Here is a 22,978-nt window from a genome sequence, read left to right as displayed (position 1 = left end):
GCTGCCGGCGGCGTTGGTGATCGTGCTCGCGCTGCTGCTGGCGGCCTGCGACAACAGCCCGTACCCCGCCGGCACCGCGCGCAGCAACACGCTGCTCAATGCCTTCCAGGAGCGCAGCCCGCGCTCGCTGGACCCGACCGCCTCCTACAACAACAACGAGACGCCGTACACCTACCAGGTCTACGAGCCGCTCTACGGCTACCACTACCTCAAGCGCCCTTACGCGCTGGTGCCCAAGGCGGCCGAGGCGATCGCCGAGCCGCGCTACCTGGACGCGCAGCGCCGCCCGCTGCCGCCCGACGCCGACCCCGGGCAGATCGCCTACAGCGTCTACGACATCCGCATCCGCCCCGGCATCCTGTTCGCGCCGCACCCGGCCTTCGCCAGGGACGAGCAGGGCCGCCATCGCTACCACGCGCTGAAAGCCGGTGAGCTGGGCGAGCGCCGCACGCCGCTGGACTTCGAGCACCAGGGCACGCGCGAGCTCACGGCTGAGGATTTCATCTATGCCCTGAAGCGCCACGCCAGCCCGCGCGTGGAAGCACCGGTGTTCGGCGTGTTCGCCGAGCATGTGCTGGGCCTGAAGGCGCTGGGCGACACGCTGCGCACCGAGGACGCGAAGCTGCGCCAGGGCCTGCCGGCCTCGGCCCTGGACAAACCCTTCCTGGACCTGCGCCGCTGGCCGCTGGAAGGCGCGCAGGCGCCGGAAAAACACCTGCTGCGCATCACGCTGAAGGGCAAATATCCGCAGTGGAAATACTGGCTGGCCATGACCTTCATGGCGCCGGTGCCCTGGGAGGCCGATGCCTTCTACGCCCAGCCCGGCATGGCCGGCGCCGGCATGAGTCTGGCGGCCTGGCCGGTGGGCACGGGGCCGTACATGCTGACCGAGCGCATCACCGACCGGCGTCACGTGCTGGAGCGCAACCCGAACTTCCGCGGCGAGCCCTATCCCTGCGAGGGCATGCCCGGCGACAAGGAGGCCGGGCTGCTCGACGACTGCGGCAAGACCATGCCCTTCATCGACCGCATCGTCTCCACCAACGAGCGGGAAAAACTGCCGCACAAGGCCAAGTTCATCCAGGGCTACCTGGACGTGCCGGAGATCGAGCGCCCGGAATGGGGCATCGAGTTCCTCAGCGACATGCAGGACTCCGCCGCCACGCGGCGGCTCTACGAGGAGCGCGGCTTCCAGTTCCCGAAGACGGTGGACATCAGCATCGCCTACCTGGGCTTCAACTGGCTGGACCCGGTGGTGGGCCGCGGCGACACGCCGCAGCAGCAGGCGCGCAACCGCAGGCTGCGCCAGGCCATCTCCATCGCCATCGACTACGAGGAAGGTTACGGCCGCATCTTCATCAACAAGGCCGGCGAGGCCGCGCACGGGCCGCTGCCGGCCGGGCTGTTCGGCTCGCGCCACGGCACGGTGGAAGGCCACAATCCGGTGACGCACCGGGTGGTGGGCGGCAAGGTGGTGCGCCGCTCCATCGCCGAGGCCAGGCGGCTGCTGGCCGAGGCCGGCTACCCCGACGGGCGCGACGCGAAAAGCGGCCGGCCGCTGGTGCTCTATTACGACTTCCAGCGCGTGCCCACGCCGGAGATCCGCGCCGAGCTGGACTGGCTCACGCGGCAGTTCGGCAAGCTCGGCATCCAGCTGGAGATCCGCGCCACCGACTACAACCAGTTCCAGGAAAAGATGCGCCACGGCCGCGCGCAGATCTTCAGCTGGGGCTGGCTGGCCGACTACCCGGACCCCGAGAATTTTCTTTTCCTGCTCTACGGCCCCAATGCCAAGGTCGGGCATGACGGCGAGAACTCCAGCAACTACCGCAACCCCGAATACGACCGGCTCTACAAGCAGATGCAGTCGCTGGACGACGGCCCGCGGCGCCAGGCCGTGATCGACGAGATGGTGGACATCGTGCGCCAGGACGCGCCCTGGGCCTGGGGCTACTTTCCTTACGCGGCCTCGGCGTTCCAGCCCTGGGTGCACAACGGCAAGCCCAGCCTGCTGGTGCGCGACATGGCCAAGTACTACCGGCTCGACACGGAGTTGCGCGCGCAGCGCTGGGCCGAGTGGAACCGGCCGCAGTGGTGGCCGCTGCTGCTGCTGCCCGTGGCGCTGCTGGCGCTGCTGTGGCGGCTGCGCGCGCACTGGCGCGCGCGCGAGGCGGCGGCGGGGCGAAGTGAGGCCGGGGCCAAGCGCCCCGGGGAGGCCGCCGCATGATCAACGCCATCCTGCGGCGCGTGGCCTACGCGGTGCTGGTGCTGGTGGGCGTCAACCTGCTGACCTTCCTGCTGTTCTTCACCGTCAACACGCCCGACGATATGGCGCGCATGAACATCGGCGGGCGCCGCGTCGGCGCCGAGCAGATCGAGAAGTGGAAGGCCGAGCGCGGCTACGACCAGCCGCTGATGTGGAACGAGCAGGGCGAGGGCACGGAAAAACTCACCCGCACCGTGTTCTGGCAGCGCTCGGTGTCGCTGCTGTGGCTGGACTTCGGCCGCTCCGATTCGCAGAGCGCGCTGGACATCGGCCGCGAGATCCGCACGCGCATGGGGGTAAGCCTGCAGCTGGCGGTGCCGATCTTCATCCTGCAGCTCATCGCCTCGGTGGGCTTCGCGCTGCTGCTGGTGTTCTTCAGGCACACCCGCATCGACTTCTGGGGCGTGGTGCTGTGCGTGCTGATGCTGTCGATCAGCAGCCTGTTCTACATCATCGTCGGCCAGCTGCTGTTCTCGCGCGTGCTCAAGCTCGTGCCGATCTCGGGCTGGGCCCCGGGGCTGGACGCGTTGAAGTTCCTGGTGCTGCCGGTCTGCTTGAGCCTGCTGGCGCGCCTGGGCGGCGAGGCGCGCCTCTACCGCGCCATGCTGCTGGAGGAGGTCGGCAAGGACCATGTGCGCACCGCGCGCGCCAAGGGCATGAGCGAACCCGCGGTGCTGCTGCGCCATGTGCTGCCCAACGCGCTGATCCCGATCCTCACCAGCGCTGGTTCCTTCCTGCCCTACGTGTTCCTGGGCAGCCTGCTGTTCGAGAGCTTCTTCGGCATTCCGGGGCTGGGCGCCTACGTGGTGGACGCCATCTCGGCGCAGGACTTCGCCGTGGTGCGCGCCATGGTGTTCCTGGGCGCGCTGCTCTACGTGGCGGCATTCCTGCTCATCGACATCGCCTACACCTGGGTCGATCCCCGGGTGCGGCTGGAGTAGCGCATGGCGCCGCTGCCTCGTCCCGTGCTGTTGTGGACCGACGCGGTGCTGTGGCTGCTGGTGGCGGCGCTGGCGCTCTACGGCTGGCGGCTGCAGCGCGACCCGGCGCGGCGCGCGCCCTGGCGCCGCATCCTCCATGACGCGCCGGCGCTGTGCGCGCTGATCGTGTTCGGCGCCTTCGCGCTGGTGGCCTTGCTGGACAGCCTGCACTTCCGCCGCGCGCTGCCGCCCACCGCCTCGGGCGAGGTCTTCTACGCCACGCGCACCGAGAGCCTGCTCGACGTGCTGCTGGCGCGGCCCATTGCCATGCGCGAGTCCAGCTACTCTGCGCCGCTGGCCACGCACGCCTTCAACCGCCAGAGCGTGGAGCAGGGCGGCAGCGTGGTGCGCACCTTCCCTCGCCTGCAGCATGGCGGCGCGCACCTGGCCGACCCCGGGCGTGATCGGGCCGGCGACGTCACCCGGCGCGTGCTGGCCGGCGTGGCGGGCGCCCTGGTGGTGGCGACCATGGTGCTGGCCCTGATGTGCCGGCGGCGCCGGCGGCAGAAAGGCATTCCGTGGCGCTGGGCGCTGGAGGACATCGTGCATGACCGCACCCGCGCGCCGCTGCGCGCGGCGCTGCTGTGCGTCACCGCGCTGTGCCTGGTGGCCGGGCCGGTGCTCGCGCTGATGGGCCACTACCACGTGCTGGGCACGGATCGCACCGGCAACGACGTGCTGGTGCAGGCCTTGAAGAGCGTGCGCACCGCCTTCGTCATCGGCAGCCTTGCGACCGTCGCCACGCTGCCGCTGGCGCTGGTGCTGGGCATCGTGGCGGGCTACCTGCGCGGCTGGGCCGACGCGCTGATCCAGTACCTCTACACCGTGCTCTCGGCCGTGCCCAACGTGCTGCTGATCGCCGCCTGCGTGCTGATGGTGCAGGTGTTCATCGACCAGAACCCCGGGCTGTTCGCCACCGGGGCCGAGCGCAGCGACCTGCGTCTGCTGCTGCTGTGCCTGATCCTGGGGCTGACCGGCTGGGCCACGCTGTGCCGGCTGCTGCGCGCGGAAACGCTGAAGCTGCGCGAGATGGAGTACGTGCAGGCCGCCACCGCCTTCGGGCTGCCGGCCGGGCGCATCATGCTGCGCCACATCCTGCCCAACACGCTGCACCTGGTGCTGATCACCACCGTGCTCGACTTTTCGGCCCTGGTGCTCTATGAGGCGGTGCTGAGCTACGTGGGCGTGGGCGTGGACCCCTCGCTCAACAGCTTCGGCGGGATGATCAACCTGGCCCGCAGCGAGATGAGCCGCGACCCGTTGGTGTGGTGGAGTTTCACCAGCGCCTTCATGTTCATGCTGGCGCTGGTGCTGTCGGCGAACCTGCTGGCCGATGGGGTGCGCGACGCCTTCGACCCGCGCGCGCGGGCGTTGCGGGTGCAACGAGGCTGAGGGGCTGCGCATGGCCGATCAGGAACGTGCTCAGGGCCGCTCCGCGCGGGGACAGGGACGCCTGGAGGTCCAGGATCTGGACGTGCGCATCGACACCGACGCCGGCAGCCTGGCGGTGGTGGACGCGCTGTCGCTGGCCTTGACGCAGGGACAGACCGTGGCGCTGGTGGGCGAGAGCGGCTGCGGCAAGAGCATCACGGCGCTGGCGCTGATGCGGCTGCTGCCCGAGGGCGGGCGCGTCGTGGGTGGGCAGGTGAAGCTGGATGGGCAGGACCTGCTGGCGCTGCCGGAGGCGCGCATGCGGCCGCTGCGGGGCCGGCGCATCGGCATGATCTTCCAGGAGCCCGCCACCAGCCTGGACCCGGTGATGACGGTGGGCGAGCAGGTGGTCGAGGCCATCGAGCGGCACCTGCCGCTGCATGGCGCCGCGGCGCGCGAGCGGGCGCGGCAGTGGCTGCGGCGCGTGGAACTGCCCGAAGGGGCGTTCGAGCGCTATCCCTTCACGCTCAGCGGCGGGCAGAAGCAGCGCGCCATGATCGCCATGGTGCTGGCCACCGAGCCGGACTACCTGCTGGCCGACGAGCCCACCACGGCGCTGGACGTCACGGTGCAGGCGCAGATCATGGAACTGCTGCGGGAGCTGCAGCGCGAGCAGGGGCTGGGGCTGCTGCTGATCACGCACGATCTGGCGCTGGTCTCCGGCTTTGCGCAGCAGGTGGCGCTGATGTATGCGGGCCAGCTGGTGGAGCTGGCGCCGGCCGAGGCCTTCTTTCACGCGCCGGCGCACCCGTATGCGCAGGCGCTGCTGCGCGCGTTGCCCGATGCGCGGCGCCGCGACGAGCCGCTGGCGGCCATCGCCGGCAGCGTGCCGGGGCTGTCCGAGCGCCTGCCGGGCTGCCGTTTCAAGTCGCGCTGCCCGCATGCCATGCCGGTGTGCGGCGAGCCGGTGCCGCTGTTCCGGCCCGGCAAGGGGCGGCAGGTGCGCTGCGTGCTGTACGCGCCGGGCGCGGTGCCCCCGTCGCCCGGCGACACGGCGGCGGCGCTGCAGCCCTCATCCGCCCAGCGGGCGCTGAAAGGCGTACCGCCCGCAGCCGGTTCGGTGCCGCTGTTGCAGGTGAAAAACCTGTCGGTGGGCTTTCCGGTGCGCAAGGGCTTGTTGCGCCGCGTGGTGGGCCATGTGGAGGCGGTGCGGGAGCTGAGCTTCGACATGCGGCCCGGGCGCACGCTGGCGCTGGTGGGCGAGAGCGGCAGCGGCAAGACCACCACCGGCAAGGCCATCGTGCAGCTGCTGCGCCGGCAGGCGCGGGTGCGGGGGCAGGCGCTGCTGGAGGGCGTGGACCTGTTCGCGCTGGAGGGCGACGCGCTGCGCGAGGCGCGCGCGCAGGCGCAGATCGTGTTCCAGGACCCGTTCGGCTCGCTCAACCCGCGGCTGCGCGTGGCCGAGCTGCTGGAGGAGGGTTTACAGGCGCTGCTGCCGCAGCTCGGTGCCGAGCAGCGGCGCGAGCGGGTGCAGGCGCTGGCGCGGCAGGTAGGCCTGCCCGCCGACGCGCTGCAGCGCTGGCCGCACGAGTTCTCCGGCGGGCAGCGGCAGCGCATCGCCATCGCGCGCGCCCTGGCGGTGGCACCGAAACTGCTGGTGTGCGACGAGCCGACCTCGGCGCTGGACGTGTCGGTGCAGGCGCAGATCCTGAACCTGCTGCGCGAGCTGCAGCAGCAGCTGGGACTGGCCTATCTCTTCATCACGCACAACATCGGCGTGGTGGGCTACCTGGCGCACGAAGTGGCGGTGATGCAGGGCGGGCGCATCGTCGAGATGGGCCCGGCCGAGCAGGTGCTGCAGGAGCCGCGGCACGAGTACACCAAGAGTTTGCTGGCGGCGGTGCCGAGGTTGGTGGTGAGACAGACGGCTGATGGTCCGAAGTAGAGAGCGCGGCAGCTCCGTTTCCGGCTGCCGTACAAACGCAAAAAAGCCGCCCCCAGGCGGCTTTTTCAAGCGAGACGCTTCAGCCTCAGGCCGACAGCGCGTCCATGGCGCGGGCGGTGATCTCGTCCACCGAGCCCAGGCCGCTGATCTTGGCGTAGCGGGGGGCCTGCGCGTCGCCGGTGGCGGCCCAGTCGGCGTAATAGTTGACCAGGGGACGGGTCTGGCTCTGGTAGACCTCCAGGCGCTTGCGCACGGTCTCTTCCTTGTCGTCATCGCGCTGGATCAGCGCCTCGCCGGTCACGTCGTCCACGCCTTCGGCCTTGGGCGGGTTGTACTTGACGTGGTAGGTGCGGCCCGAGGCCACGTGCACGCGGCGGCCGGCCATGCGCTCGATGATGGCCTCGTCGGGCACGTCGATTTCGAGCACCACGTCGAGCTTCACGCCGGCGTCACGCATGGCTTGCGCCTGCGGGATGGTGCGGGGGAAGCCGTCGAACAGGAAGCCCTTGGCGCAGTCGGGCTGGGCGATGCGGTCCTTGACCAGGCCGATGATGATCTCGTCGCTCACCAGGCCACCGGCGTCCATCACCTTCTTGGCTTCCAGGCCCAGCGGGGTGCCGGCCTTCACGGCCGCGCGCAGCATGTCGCCCGTGGAAATCTGCGGAATCCCATATTTCTGGCAGATGAAGGCGGCTTGCGTCCCTTTGCCGGCGCCCGGTGCGCCCAGAAGAATCAGTCTCATCGGTTTCCTTGATTGGTGTTCAGCCGCGCCTGCGGGACAGGCGCTCCACCGGCCGGGCGGCCGGCGTTGTCTCGGATGAGTATGCCATGCGGGTCTTTGCGCCAAGCTGACGCCTGTCAAGCGCCAACCCCCGTTCTAACCCGCATGCGGCGTGACGGTCATCACGCCGTGGGCATTTGCCTGACAGGGGTGTCAGCGTTGCGTCAGCATCTTTGGCTCACGCGCCGAGCCCGTCGCTTCAGGCCTTTTCGAGCAGTGCGCGCACGCGCTGCAGGTCCTCGGGCGTGTCCACGCCGGGGCCGGGCGCCTGCACCGTGACGTGCACCGCGATGCGCTCGCCATGCCAGAGCACGCGCAGCTGCTCCAGCGATTCGATGCGCTCCAGCGGCGAGGCCTCCAGCGTCGGATAGCGGCGCAGGAAGCCGGCGCGGTAGGCATACAGGCCGATGTGGCGCAGCGGCGCGGGGCTGGGCAGCGCGCCGGGCGGCACGGCGTCGCGCCAGAAGGGCACGCTCGCGCGCGTGAAGTACAGGGCGCGGCCGGCGGCATCGAGCACCACCTTCACCACGTTGGGATTGCGCCAGTCCTCCTCGCTCTCGATCACGTGGGCGGCGGTGCCCATCACGCAATCGTCGCGCTCGCGCAGCAGCGCGGCGCAGGCATCGACGAGGGCCGGGTCGATCAGCGGCTCGTCGCCCTGCACGTTGACCACGATGTCCTCGCCGTCCAGGCCCAGCAGCGCGCAGGCCTGCGCCAGGCGGTCGCTGCCGTTGGGATGGTCCTTGGCGGTCAGCACCGCCTCGACGCCATGCCTGGCGCAGGCCTGCACGATGCGCTCGTCGTCGGCCGCCACCACCACGCGGCGGGCGCCGGACAGCGCCGCGCGCTGCGCCACGCGCACCACCATCGGCAGCCCGGCGATGTCGGCCAGCGGCTTGTCGGGCAGCCGCGTGGAGGCCAGCCGCGCGGGAATCAGGACGGTGAAATCCTCGTGAGGCAGCACGCTCATATCGCGGCGGCGTCGTCGGGCGTGGGCGACAGCGGCGCCGCGGGCGCGTCCAGCGAGCGGGCCTCGTTCTCCAGCATCACCGGCAGGCCGTCGCGGATGGGATAGGCCAGTCGGTCGGCCGGGCACAGCAGCTCGCGCGGCTGCAGTTGCGTGTCGCGCAGCAGCTCCAGCGGGCCTTTGCACACCGGGCATACCAGCAGTTCAATCAGTCGGTGGTCAAGGCTCATGAGGCGGGGAAGGAAGCAGCCGGGCCAGTGCGGCCACGAAGTCGTCGGGGAGGGCGAAGTCTAGCGCCACGACCCACACGCGCGTTCCGGCGCAGCGCCCCGGCTCCAGCTTGATGGCGTCCTTCTCGGTCAGCACCACGTCGGCGCTGCCGGGCGGCCAGGGCAGCGTGGCGTAGTCATGGTGGTCGGGCACGGGGCAGGGCGTCAGGCTCAGCCCCTGAGCCTGCAGCATGGCGAAAAAGCGCTGCGGCGCGCCGATGCCGGCCACGGCCACGACGCGCCGGTCCCTCAAGGCCTGCAGCGCATCCGGGCTGGGCGGCCGGCCCGCCCACCAGTCGCCCAGCTCCACCGCGCCGGCCAGGCGCCGCTGCGCGCACCACCCCGGCAGCGGCGTGCTCGGGGTCGCGGCGTTGTAGAGCACCAGGCTGCGCGGCGGCACGCTGTCGGGCAGCCGCTGCCGCATCGGCCCGGCGGGCAGGGTAAAACCGTTGCCTGCGCCACGATCGTCGAAGACGATGACCTGCGCGTCGCGCGCCAGGCGCCAGTGCTGCAGGCCATCGTCGGCCAGCAGCAGGTTCACGTCCGGATGGGCCACGCGCAGCGCCTGTGCCGCGGCCAGCCGGTCCCGGCCCACCACCACCGGGGCGCCGCTGCGCAGGTGGATCAGCAGCGGCTCGTCGCCGACCTCGCGCGCGCGGCTGTCGCGCCGCACCTCCGCCACGCCTGCGGCGGCGCGCCCATGGCCGCGCGAGATCACGCCCGGCGTCCAGCCCAGCGCCCGCAGTGCTTGTGCCAGCGCGATGACGGTGGGCGTCTTGCCGGCGCCGCCGACGATCAGGTTGCCGACCACCACCACCGGCAGCCCGGGGCTTTGCGGCGTGGTGTTGCGGCGTTGGCGCTCGGCCAGCGTCTCGTACAGCAGGGAGAGCGGGCCCAGCAGCCGCGCGGCCGGCGAGGGCCGCGGCTGCCACCACTGCCGCTGCAGCCAGTCGCCCAGGCGCGACGTGGTGCCGCCGGGCGTGGCCTCAGCGCGGGTCACCGCTCTGGCTGGCGAAGGTCAGCCGCGACAGGCCTGCGCGCCGCGCCGCGTCCAGCACGTTGATCACCGACTGGTGCGCGGCCGTGGCGTCGGCGCTGATGATCACCACCGGCTGCGACAGGTTCTGCGTGGCGCCGCGCAGCTCGGCGGCAAGCGCCTCCACGCTGCGGCCGTCCACCACGCGCTGGTTGATCGCGTAACGGCCGTCGGCCGCCACGGCCACCACGACCTCCTGGGGCTTCTGCGCCAGCGGCTGCGTGCTGGCCGTGGGCAGCGTCAGGTCCAGCGCCGTGAGCCGGTTGAAGGTGGTGGTGACCATCAGGAAGATGAGCACCACCAGCAGCACGTCGATGAACGGGATCAGGTTGATCTCCGGCTCGTCGCGCCGAGGCTTGCGGAAGTCCATCGCCCGCTCCCGGCCGGCTCAGGCGCCGCGCGCCGCCGCCTGGCGCAGCAGCAGCGGCAGCAGCCGCTCGGCCGCCTGCTCCAGCACCAGCGTGTACTCGTCCACGCGGGCGCGGAAGTGCCGGTAGAACAGCAGCGCGGGGATGGCGATGGCCAGGCCGAAGGCGGTGTTGTAGAGCGCCACCGAGATGCCGTGCGCGATCTGCTGCGGGTTGGTGCCGCCGCCGGGCGTCTGCGCGCCGAAGAGTTCGATCATGCCCACCACGGTGCCGAACAGCCCCAGCAGCGGCGCGGCCGAGGCGATGCTGCCCAGCGCGCTCAGGTAGCGCTCCAGCTCGTGCACCGCCACGCGGCCGGCGTTCTGGAAGGCCTGGCGCAGCCGGCCCTCGTCGATGCGCGGCTCGCGCAGCACGCTCAGCATCCCGGCCGCCAGCACCTGGCCCATCACGGAGTGCTGCTCCAGCTTCTGCACCACGTCCGGCCCCGGCAGGGCGGCATGCGTGAGCTGCAGCACCTCGTCGAGCAGCTTCGGGGGCGTGATGCGCCCCGCGCGCAGGCTCAGCAGCCGCTCGATGATGAGCGTGAGCGCCAGCACCGAGCACAGCAGCAGCGGCCAGATCGGCCAGCCGGCGGCTTGTATGATCGAAAACAAGGGTGTCCCCAGGTCGTTGGGCAAGAGAAATCCGGGACTGCAAGACGGACCACCCGGATCGAGGGGCGATTATGCCGAAGGGCTCCAGCGGGTCTGGCCGCCGCTCAACGTGCCCTGTCCGCTGTCCACCGGAGCTGTGGACAAGTTTGTGACCAGCCCCGGGACAGCGCGCCGAACTGCTTGTCGGCCGGGTGCTTGGGTTGGATTGCCTCTTTTTTCAGCACTTCGGCGGATTTCATTCATTGGAGAACCACCACATGGCCGAGCCCACCACGATGGCGCGCCAGGTCTGGGGCGTGGCGGCGCTGTTGCTGGCCATGGGCGACGCGCTGGCGGCGCGCTTCGGCGCCTGCAGCGTGCGCGGCGAGCTCTCGGGCTTCACGCGCGCGGCCAGTGGCCACTGCTACTTCACGCTCAAGGACGCCGAGGGCCAGGCCGCGGCGCTGCGCTGCGCGATGTTCCGCCGCGCGGCCGGACTGCTCGACTTCAACCCGCGCGACGGCCAGCAGGTGGAGCTGCGCGGGCGCATCGCGCTGTACGAGCCGCGCGGCGAGCTGCAGTTCGTGGTCGAGGCCATGCAGCTCGTGGGCACGGGCTCGCTGTACGAGCAGTTCCTGCGCTTGAAGGAGCGGCTGCAGGCGCAGGGGCTGTTCGACGCCGAGCGCAAGCGGCCGCTGCCGCGCTTTCCGGCGCGCGTGGGCGTGGTCACCTCGCTGGCCGCCGCGGCGCTGCGCGACGTGCTCACCACGCTGGCGCGGCGCGCGCCGCAGGTGGAGGTGGTGATCTACCCGAGCCCGGTACAGGGCGCCGAGGCGCCGGCGGCGCTGGTGGCGGCGCTGGCGCTGGCCAACCGGCGCCGCGAGGTGGACGTGTTGATCCTGTGCCGCGGCGGCGGCTCGCTGGAGGACCTGTGGGCCTTCAACGACGAGCGCGTGGTGCATGCGGTGGCGGCCAGTGGCATCCCGCTGGTGTGCGGCGTCGGCCACGAGACCGACGTCAGCCTGGCCGACTTCGCGGCCGACCTGCGCGCGCCCACGCCCACAGCCGCCGCCGAGCTGGTGGCACCTTCGCAGGCCGAGGCCCTGGAGCAGCTGGCAACGCTGGCGCGGCGCATGCAGCGGCAGGTGCAGCGCCAGCTGGAGCGGCAGGCTCAGGACCTGGACCAGCGCGCGCTGCAGCTGGCCCGCCCCGGTGCCGTGCTGGCGCGCCATGCGCAGCAGCTCGACCGGCTGGAGGAGCGCGCGCGTCACGCGCTGCGCCACGCGCTGCAGCGCGCGGCCGAGGCGCCGCAGCGGCTGGCGGCACGCTTGGAGCGGGCCCAGGGCGTGCAGCGCGAGCGCGCCGGCGTGCGGCTGCAGGCGCTGGCGCAGCGCCTGCAGCGCGCCCAGGCGGTGCAGCGCGAACGCCGGGTCATTGCGCTGCAGGGCATGGAACAGCGGCTGGCGGCGCTGGACCCGCACCGGGTGCTGTCCCGGGGCTATGCCTGGGTGACGAACGAGCAGGGGCAGCCCATCGTCTCGTCACGCGCGCTGCGGCCCGGTCAGCAGGTGCAGGCGGTGTGGAGCGACGGCCGCGCGCTGGCGCAGGTGCTGCAGGTGCAGCCGGATGCCGAGGCGTGACTTCGTTCGCAAGGCCCTTGCACGGTCTGTGCACTTTGCCGCGCACTCCTACAATCGCCGCGGCATTGCCCCCTGCACGCTCTTTGTCGTGCGTCAATGAAACCAGGAGAAAAGATGGAACACGTCCTGCCCCCGCTGCCCTACGGCTACGACGACCTCGCCCCGCACTACAGCCGCGAGACGCTGGAATACCACCACGACAAGCACCACAACGCCTATGTCGTGAACCTCAACAACCTCCAGAAGGGCACCGAGTTCGAGAACATGTCCCTCGAGGACATCATCAAGAAGTCCTCCGGCGGCATCTACAACAACGCCGCCCAGATCTGGAACCACACCTTCTTCTGGAGCTGCATGAAGCCCAACGGCGGCGGTGAGCCCAAGGGCGCGCTGGCCCAGGCCATCAATGCCAAGTTCGGCTCCTACGCCGCCTTCCGCGAAGCCTTCGTCAAGAGCGCCGTGGGCAACTTCGGCTCGGGCTGGACCTGGCTGGTGGGCAAGGCCGACGGCAGCGTGGACATCGTCAACATGGGCGCCGCCGGCACCCCGCTGACCACCGGCGACAAGCCGCTGCTGACCGTGGACGTGTGGGAACACGCCTACTACATCGACTACCGCAACCTGCGTCCGAAGTTCGTCGAGACCTTCCTCGACAAGCTGGTGAACTGGGAGTTCGCGGAGAACAACCTCGCCGCCTGATCGATCGGGCATTGCGGCGCCCCGGGCGGGCGCCGCTTGAGCGATGTCAATAGGCCGGTCTTGCGATCGGCCTTTTCACGTCAGCGCTGCGGGTTGAAGACCGGACCCTTAAGCTTCGCGCCGGCCTGGATGCCGCGCTTGGCAAACCAGCCCTGGTTCATCTCCAGCGCATAGCGCACCGGCTTGGCCGAGCAGTGGGAGTCCAGCGCCTGCGGCTGCATGTCGGCGATGTTCACCACCGTCCCGTCATCGGCCAGGAAGGCGATGGACAACGGCAGCAGCGTGTTCTTCATCCAGAAGCACTGCGGCGCCGGCTGCTCGAACACGAACAGCATGCCCTCGTGAGCCGCCATCTCGCGCCTGTACATCAGGCCGGTGGCACGTTGCTCGGGCGTTAGCGCCACCTCGGCGCGAATGTTGTGCATGCCCGCGTTCAGCGTGATGGTTTCGAGCCGCTGGGGCTGGCTTTGCTGCGCGGCTGCGGGTGAGGTGGTGAGCACCAGGGCCAGCAGCCCCGCCAGGGATGCGCGTGTCTTGATCTGAGTCATGCCGTCACCGGGGGATGGACCCTAGATTATCCGGCGTCGTCGGGCCTGTGGCCGGCGCGCGCCTGTCGCCGATGAACGCTCCCACCGCCACTCTCGAATCCCCCGTACCGCCCGAGCTCGCCGTCCTCGACGACCCGCAGGAACAGCAGCGCTTCACGCGCTGGCGCGTGGGGCGCGACGGCCAGCGCAAGGGCGAGTCGGTGCTGCGTCTCTCGGGCATGTACTGTGCCGCCTGCGCCGACACCATCGAGCAGGCCCTGATGGCCGTGCCGGGCGTGGAGTCCGCGCGCGTGAGCGCCTCGGCCGAACGTGCCCGCATCGAATGGGACCCGGCGCGCACGCGCATGGCGGCGCTGGTGCAGGCCATCCGCCGCGCCGGCTATGACGCTGTGCCCGATGCCGCGGCCCCCGCGCGCGCGCTGCGCCAGGCCGAGAACCGGCAGGCCGTGTGGCGGCTGTTCGTGGCCTGGTTCTGCATGATGCAGGTGATGATGATGGCCTGGCCGATCTACGTGGCCAGGCCGGGCGAGATGGCGCCCGACCACTGGCAATTGCTCAACTGGGGCTCCTGGCTGCTGAGCGTGCCGGTGGTGTGGTGGTCGGCCGCGCCATTCCTGCAGGGTGCCTGGCGCAGCCTGCGCACGCGGCGCATCGGCATGGACGTGCCCGTGGCGTTGGGCGTGATCGTCACCTTCGTGGCCAGCACCGGCGCAACCTTCGACCCGGGCGGCATCTTCGGCCGCGAGGTCTATTTCGACTCGCTCACGATGTTCGTGAGCTTCCTGCTGGCCGGGCGCTATCTGGAGATGCGCGCGCGGCACCGCGTGGCCGCCACGCTGGAGGAAGCGCTGGCGCGCATGCCGCAGACCGCCAACCGCGTGGGTGCCGACGGCAGCCTGGAAGCCGTGAGCGTGCATGCGCTGCGCCCCGGCGACCTGCTGCAGGTGGCGCTGGGCGAGAGCTATCCGGCTGATGGCGAACTGGTTGAGGGCTCGACGCAGGCCGACGAATCGCTGCTCAGCGGCGAGTCGCGCCCGGTGGCCAAGCGGCCCGGCGATGCGCTGGTGGGCGGTGCCCTCAATGTCGGCGTGCCGGTGCGCATGCGCGTGCAGCGCGTGGGCGCGGACACCCGCTACGAGCACATCGTGGCGTTGATGCAGCAGGCCCTCACCGAGCGGCCCGCGCTGGCGCGCGCCGCGGACCGCTGGGCGCGGCCTTTCCTGTGGGTGGTGCTGGTGTTGGCGATCGGGGCCGCGGCGGCGTGGAGCGTGATCGATCCGTCGCGCGCGGTGTGGGTGGCGGTGTCGGTGCTGATCGTGACCTGCCCCTGCGCGCTGTCGCTGGCCGCGCCCTCCGCGCTGGTGGCCGCCGCCGGCGGCTTGGCGCGCCGTGGCGTGCTGCTGCAGCGGCTCGATGCGCTGGAGGCGCTGGCGCGGGTGCGCCGTCTCTTCATCGACAAGACCGGCACGCTGACCGAGGACAGCCTGGCGCTGCGCGAGCTGCAGCCGGCGCCGACGCTGGCCGTGGCCGACGTGCAGCCGCTGCGCGAGCGGGCGGCGGCGCTGGCGCGCTGGTCCACGCATCCGTTGTCGCGCGCGCTGGTGCAGGCGGTGTCCGCCGCTTGCAATGCCGGTGCGGTCGTTGAGGCCGGCTGGACGCAGGTGCGCGAGCAACCAGGGCAGGGCATGAGCGCGCTGGATGCGCAGGGCGTGGAGTGGCGGCTGGGTCGCGCGTCCTGGGTTGCCGACGCGAGCGTGGAGGAGGGCGGTGATGCGCTGCAGGTCGCCTTCGGGCGGCGCGGTCAGGTGCTGCTGACCTTCGGTTTCGAGGAACGGCTGCGCGAGGACGCGGCCGCGGCCATGGCCGCGCTGCGTGCCGCCGGCATCGAGCCGGCGCTGCTGTCAGGCGACGCGCCGGGGCGCGTGCAGCGGGTGGCTCAGCGCCTGAGCCTGCCGGTGGCGATGGCCGGCGCCACGCCCGAAGCCAAGCTGCAGGCGGTGCGCCAGGCGCAGGCCGTCGGCGACGTGGTGGCGATGGTCGGTGACGGCGTCAACGATGCGCCGGTACTGGCGCAGGCCGACGTGTCCTTCGCCATGGGCGAGGGCGCGCTGGTGGCGCGTGTGCATGCCGATGCCATCCTGCCCTCGCAGCGGCTGCAGGCGCTGGCTGACGCGCGCAGTATTGCCGCCAGGAGCATGCGCATCGTGCGGCAAAATATCGCCTGGGCCGCGCTCTACAACGCAGCCTGTATCCCGCTGGCGCTGGCGGGCTGGCTGCCTCCCTGGGCGGCCGGCCTGGGCATGGCGGCGAGCTCACTGCTCGTGGTGGGCAATTCGCTGCGCCTTGCGCGCTGAGGGCCGATGGAAATCCTGTACCTGCTCATACCGCTGTCGGCGCTGTTGGTCCTGGTGATCATCGGCGTCTTCGGCTGGGCCTTGCACGGCGGGCAATTTGACGATCTCGACCGAGAGGGCGAGCGCATCCTGAATGCGGATGGTGAAGCGTTGACAGGGGTCAAGCTTGAGGAAAGCTCGGCGCCGAACAATGCGCACCGGGTGGATTCTCACTAAGAAGGAGGCCAGTGATGGCTCAAGCGGCGCAACCGGGAAGACCGGTTTACAGCGACGCCCCCGTGCGATTGTTCGCACTGGCGGCGGTGCTCTGGGGTGTGGTGGGCATGTTCGTGGGCGTATTCATCGCCGCGCAACTGGCCTTCCCTGATCTGACGTTCGGCATTCCCTGGCTGAGCTACGGGCGCTTGCGTCCGCTGCACACCAACGCGGTGATCTTCGCCTTCGGCGGCTGCGCGCTGTTTGCCACGTCCTACCACGTCGTGCAGCGCACCTGCCAGACGCGCCTGTTCGCGCCGGGCCTGGCCATGTTCACGTTCGTGGCTTGGCAGCTGGTCATCGTGGCGGCCGCCATCAGCCTGCCGCTGGGCTACACCTCCGGCAAGGAATACGCCGAGCTGGAGTGGCCGATCGACATCCTGATCGCCATCACCTGGGTGAGCTACGCCATCGTGTTCTTCGGCACGGTGGGTATCCGCAAGGTGCGCCACATCTACGTGGCCAACTGGTTCTTCGGCGCCTTCATCATCGCCGTGGCCCTGCTGCACATCGTCAACAGCGCCGCCGTGCCCGTGAGCCTGTTCAAGAGCTACTCGGCCTATGCCGGCGTGCAGGACGCCATGGTGCAGTGGTGGTATGGCCATAACGCGGTGGGCTTCTTCCTGACCGCGGGCTTCCTGGGGATGATGTACTACTACATCCCGAAGCAGGCCGAGCGCCCGGTGTACTCGTATCGCCTGTCGATCGTGCACTTCTGGGCCCTGATCTTCACGTACATGTGGGCGGGTCCGCACCACCTGCACTACACCGCGCTGCCCGACTGGACGCAAAGCGTGGGCATGATCTTCTCGCTGGTGCTGCTGGCGCCGAGCTGGGGCGGCATGATCAACGGCATCATGACCCTCTCGGGTGCGTGGCACAAGCTGCGTGACGACGCGATCCTGAAGTTCCTGATCGTGGCGCTGTCGTTCTACGGCATGTCGACCTTCGAAGGTCCGATGATGTCCATCAAGACCGTCAACGCGCTGTCGCACTACACCGACTGGACCGTGGGCCACGTGCACTCGGGCGCTCTGGGCTGGGTGGGCATGATCTCGATCGGCTCGCTGTACTTCCTGATCCCGCGCATGTTCGGCCGCAAGACGATGTACAGCACCCGCGCCATCGAGCTGCACTTCTGGGTGGCCACCATCGGCATCGTGCTCTACATCGCCGCCATGTGGATTGCCGGCGTGATGCAGGGCCTGATGTGGCGCGCGGTGAACCCCGACGGCACGCTGGTGTACAGCTTCGTCGAGAGCGTCAAGGCGACCTATCCCTTCTACATCATCCGCATGCTGGGCGGTCTGCTGTACCTGACCGGTATGGTGATCATGGCCTGGAACACGGTGATGACGGTGCGCAGTGGCAAGGTCGCTGCCACGCCGGTGCCCCTGGCCGCGGCTCACGCCTGATTGGATTGAAGAAAGACCGACATGGCACACGCTAATCCGACTGGCCACGAGAAGATCGAGACCAGCAACTTCCTGATGATCGTGCTGATCCTGGTCACGGTCGCCTTTGGCGGCCTGACCGAGATCGTCCCGCTGTTCTTCCAGCACAGCACGACCAAGCCGGTGGAAAACCTCAAGCCGTACTCGGCGCTGCAGCTCGCGGGCCGGGACGTCTACATCCGCGAGGGCTGCTACAACTGCCACTCGCAGATGATCCGTCCCTTCCGTGCCGAGACGCTGCGCTACGGCCACTACTCCACGGCCGGCGAGTACGTCTACGACCATCCCTTCCAGTGGGGCTCCAAGCGCACCGGTCCGGACCTGCACCGCGTGGGCGGCAAGTACAGCGACGAGTGGCACCGCATCCACCTCATGAACCCGCGTGACGTGGTGCCCGAGTCGAACATGCCGGCGTACCCGTGGCTGGAAAAGGCCGCGCTCAACCCGGCCGAGGTGGGTCCCAAGATGGCGGCGCTGCGCAAGGTCGGCGTGCCCTACACCGATGACGAGATCGCCAAGGCGGCCGACGAGGTGAAGGGCAAGACCGAGCTCGAAGCCGTCGTGGCTTACCTGCAGGTGCTTGGCACCGCGCTGAAGTAAACCAGACCAGGAGCCACAGCGATGGACATGGACATCAATGCTCTTCGCAGCGCCGTGACGTTGATCAGCTTCGTGCTGTTCCTCGGCATCGCGTTGTGGACCTGGAGCAAGCGCCAGCGTTCCCAACATGAAGCGGCGGCCCAGCTGCCCTTCCTGGAAGAGGACGGCGAGCCCGTCGCTGCGGCCGCGGCCCGCTTCCAAGGGAGTAAGTGATGAGTGACTTTTTCAACAGTGGCTGGTCATGGTATGTGACCAGCATCGTGGTGGGCGGACTCGCGTTCTGCGTGTTCGTGCTGATGGTGGCGGCCAAGCGCAAGCCCATGGCCGACGACAACACCACCGGCCACATCTGGGACGAGGACCTGCGTGAGCTCAACAACCCGCTGCCGCGCTGGTGGCTGTGGCTGTTCGTGATCACGGTGGTGTTCGCGCTCGTGTACCTGAGTGTGTACCCGGGCCTGGGCTCGAACAAGGGCGTCTTCGGCTGGACCAGCGTGGGCCAGTACAACGCCGAGCAGGACAAGGCCCGTGCCGCCATGGCGCCGGTCTACGCCAAGTTCGTGAACATGAAGGCCGAGGAGCTTGCGCAGGACCCGCAGGCCATGGGCATTGGCGAGCGCCTGTTCGTCAACACCTGTGCCGGTTGCCACGGCTCGGATGCGCGCGGCAGCAAGAGCTTCCCCAACCTGACCGACAACGACTGGCTCTACGGCGGTTCGCACGACACGATCAAGCAGACCATCACCGGCGGCCGCCAGGGCATGATGCCCCCGATGGCGGAGGCCATTGGCGGTGGCGAGAACGTGCGTAACGTCGCCCACTACGTCCTGAGCCTGTCGGGCAGCCCGCACAACTCGGTGTATGCGCAACTGGGCAAGGAGAAGTTCACGATGGTCTGCGCGGCCTGCCACGGTGCCGACGGCAAGGGCAACCAGGCCATGGGCGCGCCCAACCTGAGCGACAAGATCTGGCTGCACGGCTGGGGCGAGCAGGCGATCATGAACATGATCAACAACGGCAAGACCAACATCATGCCGGCGCACGCCAGCCGCCTGAGCCCCGAGCAGATCCATGTGCTCGGCGCTTACGTGTGGAGCCTGTCCCACAAGGGCGGCGCCGCCACCACCGCCCAGTAAGAGAGGGTCGCGCCGCTTCGGTAAGCGGCTCTGCCACCGCCACGGCTGTGCCTCGTGCCGAGGCCGACGCCAAGACGGCGGTGGTGTCGCTCCATCAGGGGCAGCGCCGGATCTACCCGCTCGCCGTCAGCGGCCGCTTCGCCGCCTGGCGCTGGGCGGCCTGTGTTTTACGGGCTGCCTTGGCTGGAATGGAGCGCGCGCGCGGCGCCTCTGCGTCTTCGGCCCGTTCCTGTATCCGCAGGATGTCACTACCCGACTTCAAGGTGGATGTCGTGCACGCCCGTGCCGCGCTGGCTCGCCAGGTGGCACGGGCGAAATCGAGAACGTCTACCGCCTGCAGCCGATGAACGCCACCGGGCAGCCGCAGCGCTGCCGTGCCGGCGTCGAGGGGCTGGCCGGGACCGTTGTGGTCGAACCGGGCGCTGCCGTGGAAGTGGACGCGCCGCAGGCGCGCTGGATGCCCGTGGCGCCGGAAGCCGCCATGGCCCTGGGCGGCGGCGTGCATGAGCTGCGCTTCCGTATCGAACAGATGGTGCCCCGCGCGAAGGCGGTGGCCGCCGACCCCATCGAGAAATCCACCTTTGTCGTGCCGCGTTGACGCACTGTGCGTGCGAGGCCGGCCTGACCGGAGCAGTATTCCCCATGGATCGCAGAACCGATAAACAGGCCGGTGCCGGCCAGCGCGTGCCTTGGTGGCGCGTGCGCATGATGTGGCTGGTGGTGGGTGGGCCGTTGGCCGTGGTGGTGGCGGCGATCATCACCGCCGTCATTGCCGTGCGCGGCGCCGACGTGGTGATCGGCTCCGGCGCGGCGCCCCAATCGCAGCAGCCCGCGGAGGAGTCCTCGTCGGGCGACATGCGTCCGGCCCTCGAAGCGCGCAACAAGGCTGCGGCCGAAGCGGCTGCCGCTGCGGCCTCTGCGGGTCAACGCTAGGACGCGGCGCGTCAGGTACGCGCAAGAATTCACGCCAGGAGGTGATCGCAAATGACGACAACCCCTCGCGTGCAAGCGGTGATGCTGGTGGCCTGGCCGTCGTTCCTGATGGCCGCGGTGCTGGAGATGCTGGTGTTTGCGCTGGTCGATCCGCACAGCCTTCAAGGTGCCGGCGGTGTCTTCTCGGAGCTGTCGGCTACGACCGTCTACTCCCTGGCCTTCTTCCTGTTCTGGGCTGCCATCGCCGCGGCCGGGGCCCTGGAGCACTGGCTGGCGGCGCCCGCCGACGGGCCGCGCTCACGCGCGATGCCCGATGCTCACGGCCATTGACCTGAGACGACCCAAGAAAAAGGGCGCCCCTTGTGGGCGCCCTTTGTTCATTCGCTTGTCCGTTCTCAGCAGGCTGCGCCGTTGACCAGCTTCTGCAGCCCGTCCTGATCGACGATGCGGATTTGGCGCTGCTTGACCTCGAGCAGGCCTTCTTCCTGGAACTTTGAGAAGGTGCGGCTTACCGTTTCGAGCTTGAGGCCCAGGTAGCTGCCGATCTCCTCACGCGTCATGCGCAGGATCAACGAAGACGCCGAGAAGCCGCGGGCCTGGAGCCGCTGGGTCAGGTTGAGCAGGAAAGCCGCCAGACGCTCCTCGGCCCGCATGCTGCCCAACAGCAGCATCACGCCGTGGTCGCGCACGATTTCCCGGCTCATGATCTTGTGCAGTTGGCGCTGCAGGTCGGAGAACTCGCGCGACAGTTCCTCGAGCTGGGCATAGGGGATGACGCATACCTGCGAGTCTTCCAGGGCCACCGCGTCCACCGTGTGGCGGTCGCTGCCGATGCCGTCAAGCCCCAGGAGTTCGCCCGCCATCTGAAAGCCCGTGACCTGATCGCGGCCATCCTCGGCCGAGACACAGGTCTTGAAGAAACCTGTGCGCACGGCGTAGAGCGACTGAAACGCGTCACCGGCGCGGAACAAGGTGTCGCCACGCACCACCGAACGCCGCGTGGCCACCATGGTGTCGAGCTGCTCCAGGTCATTGCGCGACAGGCCCACCGGAAGGCACAGCTCACGCAGGTTGCAACTCGAGCACGCCACTTTGAAGGGCTCGGTGCGGATGGGCGGCATCGTGGAATTCATGTTGGTTCGCGGAGTTGAGCCAGCACAGCCCGAGGGCTGGATGCAGGAATCATCAGGGAAATCAGCGGTCTTCAACATGAATGATATGCCTCAAAAACTGGCGTTATTCTTGGTGTGGCTGGTATTTGCCCACTTGAGGCACATCAAGCTCGCATGGGCCAACTTTGGCAAAGTGGCGCCATGCTAAGCGATACCTCCGCCACCGGGCCCGTTCTGACCGAAAGCCTGCTCCAGCGCCTGGACGTGCCTGGGCCCCGCTACACCTCTTACCCGACGGCCGATCGCTTCGTCGAAGCCTTCGGGCCGGCCGAGTATCGACAAGCCCTGGAGCAGCGTGCCCAAGGTGCGACTGTGGGTGGCACGCCGCCTTTGTCGATCTATGTGCACATCCCGTTCTGCGAGTCGGTCTGCTATTACTGCGCCTGCAACAAGGTCATCACCAAACACCATGACCGCGCTGAGGAATATCTCCAGGCGCTGGAGGCCGAGATTGCCCTTCATGTCGCAGTGCTGGGTACGGGCAAGGCCGTGTCGCAACTGCATTTTGGCGGCGGCTCGCCGACGTTCCTGTCCGACGCCGAGATCGAGCGCCTGATGAACGTGCTGCGCGGGGCGTTTCGCATTGCTCCGGGTGCGGAGCTGTCCATCGAAGTCGATCCGCGCACCGTCAGCGCAGAGCGGCTGCAGCATCTCGCGCGCCTGGGTTTCAACCGGCTGAGCTTTGGTGTGCAGGACTTCGATACCGAAGTGCAGAAGGCAGTGCACCGCGTGCAGTCCTATGAGAGCGTGCGCGAACTGGTGCTGAGTGCCCGTGCCCTCGGCTTCGAGTCGCTCAACGTCGATCTGATCTACGGCTTGCCCAAGCAGACGCCCGAATCCTTTGCCCGCACGGTGGAGCGGGTGGGCGAGCTGCGGCCCGACCGCATCGCGCTCTACGCCTATGCGCACCTGCCGGCGCGCTTCAAGCCGCAGCGCCGCATCGACCCGGCCCAGTTGCCGCCCCCCGGCCACCGGGTGCAGATGCTGGGCAATGCCATCCAGGGCTTCCTGGGCTTTGGCTATACCTACATCGGCATGGACCATTTCGCGTTGCCCGGCGACAGCCTGGCAGCGGCCAAGCGCCAGGGACGCCTGCACCGCAACTTCCAGGGCTACAGCACGCAGCCGGACTGCGATCTCATCGGCCTGGGCGTGTCGGCCATTGGCCGCATGGGTCCCACCTACAGCCAGAACGCCAAGACGCTGCCGGAGTACTACGACGCCGTGCGCCAGGGGCAGTTTCCGGTGGTGCGTGGCCTGGCCCTCACGCGTGACGACTTGGTGCGCCGCGCCGTGATCATGGCGCTGATGTGCCAGGGGCGCGTGGAGTTCGAGTCCATCGAGCTGGCACATCTGGTGAACATGCGCGAGTACTTCGCGACGGAGCTTGAGGTGCTGCAGCCGCTGGTGGAGATGGGGCTGGTGGAGATCGAGCCTGATGCGATCCAGGTGACGCCGCGAGGCTGGTACTTCGTGCGTGGCGTGGCCATGGTGTTCGACCGGCATTTGCGGGCCGATCAGACGCGCGAGCGCTTTTCCCGGATCATTTGAGGCTTTGCCTGCACGCCCCGC

24 protein-coding genes are annotated in these 22,978 nt (G+C 69.3%); 16 read left to right on the top strand and 8 right to left on the bottom strand.

Features of this window, described 5'->3' with window-relative positions:
* Positions 1–16: 16 nt before the first annotated feature.
* Genes HHL10_RS10860 through HHL10_RS10845 form a run of 4 tightly spaced genes read left to right on the top strand, consistent with a single transcriptional unit; the run spans position 17 to position 6,562 of the window.
* On the top strand, positions 17–2,227 hold the full coding sequence (locus HHL10_RS10860) for an ABC transporter substrate-binding protein (RefSeq protein WP_310734580.1): 2,211 nt from the start codon (positions 17–19) through the stop codon (positions 2,225–2,227).
* Positions 2,224–3,207 carry an ABC transporter permease gene (locus HHL10_RS10855; RefSeq protein ID WP_169160378.1) on the top strand — a complete coding sequence of 328 codons (984 nt, stop codon included), beginning with the start codon at positions 2,224–2,226 and terminating at the stop codon, positions 3,205–3,207. Before HHL10_RS10860 ends, HHL10_RS10855 begins: the two co-directional genes overlap by 4 nt.
* Positions 3,208–3,219: 12 nt before the next feature.
* On the top strand, positions 3,220–4,638 hold the full coding sequence (locus tag HHL10_RS10850; protein ID WP_169160535.1) for an ABC transporter permease: 1,419 nt from the start codon (positions 3,220–3,222) through the stop codon (positions 4,636–4,638).
* 10 nt (positions 4,639–4,648) lie between these two features.
* A complete protein-coding gene (locus HHL10_RS10845; RefSeq protein WP_169160377.1) occupies positions 4,649–6,562 on the top strand; it encodes an ABC transporter ATP-binding protein in 1,914 nt (637 codons plus the stop codon).
* An 85-nt stretch (positions 6,563–6,647) separates the two neighbouring features.
* Here the strand turns inward: HHL10_RS10845 and adk are convergent, their stop codons facing one another.
* The 6 genes from adk to HHL10_RS10815 form a co-directional block, all read right to left on the bottom strand.
* Positions 6,648–7,304 (bottom strand): adenylate kinase, encoded by a 657-nt coding sequence (adk, locus tag HHL10_RS10840; protein ID WP_169160376.1) that lies wholly within the window; start codon positions 7,302–7,304, stop codon positions 6,648–6,650.
* 238 nt (positions 7,305–7,542) lie between these two features.
* Entirely contained in the window at positions 7,543–8,313 is a 771-nt protein-coding gene (gene kdsB / locus HHL10_RS10835; RefSeq protein ID WP_169160375.1) for a 3-deoxy-manno-octulosonate cytidylyltransferase, read from the bottom strand.
* The gene (locus HHL10_RS10830; RefSeq protein WP_169160374.1) at positions 8,310–8,540 is read right to left on the bottom strand and encodes a Trm112 family protein; all 231 of its coding nucleotides are present in this window, start codon (positions 8,538–8,540) and stop codon (positions 8,310–8,312) included. The genes kdsB and HHL10_RS10830 overlap by 4 nt, the downstream gene beginning before the upstream one ends.
* Positions 8,530–9,579, bottom strand: a complete 1,050-nt coding sequence (lpxK, locus tag HHL10_RS10825; protein WP_169160373.1) for a tetraacyldisaccharide 4'-kinase — start codon at positions 9,577–9,579, stop codon at positions 8,530–8,532. The genes HHL10_RS10830 and lpxK overlap by 11 nt, the downstream gene beginning before the upstream one ends.
* Entirely contained in the window at positions 9,566–9,985 is a 420-nt protein-coding gene (locus HHL10_RS10820; RefSeq protein WP_169160372.1) for an ExbD/TolR family protein, read from the bottom strand. Before HHL10_RS10820 ends, lpxK begins: the two co-directional genes overlap by 14 nt.
* 18 nt (positions 9,986–10,003) lie before the next feature.
* Positions 10,004–10,636, bottom strand: a complete 633-nt coding sequence (locus HHL10_RS10815) for a MotA/TolQ/ExbB proton channel family protein (protein WP_169160371.1) — start codon at positions 10,634–10,636, stop codon at positions 10,004–10,006.
* Between the two features lie 257 nt (positions 10,637–10,893).
* On the opposite strand from HHL10_RS10815, the gene xseA reads away from it, so the two are divergent.
* The gene (gene xseA / locus HHL10_RS10810) at positions 10,894–12,255 is read left to right on the top strand and encodes an exodeoxyribonuclease VII large subunit (RefSeq protein ID WP_235971313.1); all 1,362 of its coding nucleotides are present in this window, start codon (positions 10,894–10,896) and stop codon (positions 12,253–12,255) included.
* A gap of 114 nt (positions 12,256–12,369) precedes the next feature.
* Positions 12,370–12,954 (top strand): superoxide dismutase, encoded by a 585-nt coding sequence (locus tag HHL10_RS30525; protein WP_235971311.1) that lies wholly within the window; start codon positions 12,370–12,372, stop codon positions 12,952–12,954.
* Positions 12,955–13,034: 80 nt separating this feature from the next.
* On the opposite strand, the gene HHL10_RS10805 is transcribed toward HHL10_RS30525, so the two are convergent.
* Positions 13,035–13,502, bottom strand: a complete 468-nt coding sequence (locus HHL10_RS10805) for a DUF192 domain-containing protein (protein WP_169160370.1) — start codon at positions 13,500–13,502, stop codon at positions 13,035–13,037.
* Positions 13,503–13,573: 71 nt separating this feature from the next.
* On the opposite strand from HHL10_RS10805, the gene HHL10_RS10800 reads away from it, so the two are divergent.
* The 9 genes from HHL10_RS10800 to HHL10_RS10760 all read left to right on the top strand — a co-directional run bounded on the left by HHL10_RS10800 (position 13,574) and on the right by HHL10_RS10760 (position 20,564).
* Positions 13,574–15,856 carry a heavy metal translocating P-type ATPase gene (locus HHL10_RS10800; protein WP_169160369.1) on the top strand — a complete coding sequence of 761 codons (2,283 nt, stop codon included), beginning with the start codon at positions 13,574–13,576 and terminating at the stop codon, positions 15,854–15,856.
* 6 nt (positions 15,857–15,862) lie between these two features.
* Complete coding sequence (ccoS, locus tag HHL10_RS10795) at positions 15,863–16,072, top strand: cbb3-type cytochrome oxidase assembly protein CcoS (RefSeq protein ID WP_169160368.1); 210 nt, start codon at positions 15,863–15,865, stop codon at positions 16,070–16,072.
* A gap of 14 nt (positions 16,073–16,086) precedes the next feature.
* The gene (ccoN, locus tag HHL10_RS10790; protein WP_169160367.1) at positions 16,087–17,526 is read left to right on the top strand and encodes a cytochrome-c oxidase, cbb3-type subunit I; all 1,440 of its coding nucleotides are present in this window, start codon (positions 16,087–16,089) and stop codon (positions 17,524–17,526) included.
* 21 nt (positions 17,527–17,547) lie between these two features.
* Positions 17,548–18,165, top strand: a complete 618-nt coding sequence (gene ccoO, locus HHL10_RS10785; RefSeq protein ID WP_169160366.1) for a cytochrome-c oxidase, cbb3-type subunit II — start codon at positions 17,548–17,550, stop codon at positions 18,163–18,165.
* 21 nt (positions 18,166–18,186) lie between these two features.
* Positions 18,187–18,378: a cbb3-type cytochrome oxidase subunit 3 gene (locus HHL10_RS10780; RefSeq protein WP_235971308.1), complete on the top strand. Its 192-nt coding sequence runs from the start codon at positions 18,187–18,189 to the stop codon at positions 18,376–18,378.
* A complete protein-coding gene (ccoP, locus tag HHL10_RS10775; protein WP_169160365.1) occupies positions 18,378–19,301 on the top strand; it encodes a cytochrome-c oxidase, cbb3-type subunit III in 924 nt (307 codons plus the stop codon). Before HHL10_RS10780 ends, ccoP begins: the two co-directional genes overlap by 1 nt.
* A gap of 343 nt (positions 19,302–19,644) precedes the next feature.
* Positions 19,645–19,899 (top strand): hypothetical protein, encoded by a 255-nt coding sequence (locus HHL10_RS30520; protein ID WP_235971305.1) that lies wholly within the window; start codon positions 19,645–19,647, stop codon positions 19,897–19,899.
* 44 nt (positions 19,900–19,943) lie between these two features.
* On the top strand, positions 19,944–20,234 hold the full coding sequence (locus HHL10_RS10765; RefSeq protein ID WP_235971302.1) for a nitrogen fixation protein FixH: 291 nt from the start codon (positions 19,944–19,946) through the stop codon (positions 20,232–20,234).
* Positions 20,235–20,285: 51 nt separating this feature from the next.
* The gene (locus tag HHL10_RS10760) at positions 20,286–20,564 is read left to right on the top strand and encodes a hypothetical protein (RefSeq protein ID WP_235971300.1); all 279 of its coding nucleotides are present in this window, start codon (positions 20,286–20,288) and stop codon (positions 20,562–20,564) included.
* Between the two features lie 65 nt (positions 20,565–20,629).
* Here the strand turns inward: HHL10_RS10760 and fnr are convergent, their stop codons facing one another.
* The gene (gene fnr / locus HHL10_RS10755) at positions 20,630–21,367 is read right to left on the bottom strand and encodes a fumarate/nitrate reduction transcriptional regulator Fnr (protein ID WP_169160364.1); all 738 of its coding nucleotides are present in this window, start codon (positions 21,365–21,367) and stop codon (positions 20,630–20,632) included.
* 180 nt (positions 21,368–21,547) lie between these two features.
* Here fnr and hemN point away from each other — a divergent pair, with 180 nt between their 5' ends.
* Positions 21,548–22,957: an oxygen-independent coproporphyrinogen III oxidase gene (gene hemN / locus HHL10_RS10750; protein ID WP_169160363.1), complete on the top strand. Its 1,410-nt coding sequence runs from the start codon at positions 21,548–21,550 to the stop codon at positions 22,955–22,957.
* The last annotated feature ends 21 nt before the right edge of the window (positions 22,958–22,978 follow it).

This window comes from Azohydromonas caseinilytica, from assembly GCF_012927045.1.
Classification (GTDB): domain Bacteria; phylum Pseudomonadota; class Gammaproteobacteria; order Burkholderiales; family Burkholderiaceae_C; genus Azohydromonas; species Azohydromonas caseinilytica.
This window is presented reverse-complemented; position numbering and strand designations above follow the sequence as displayed.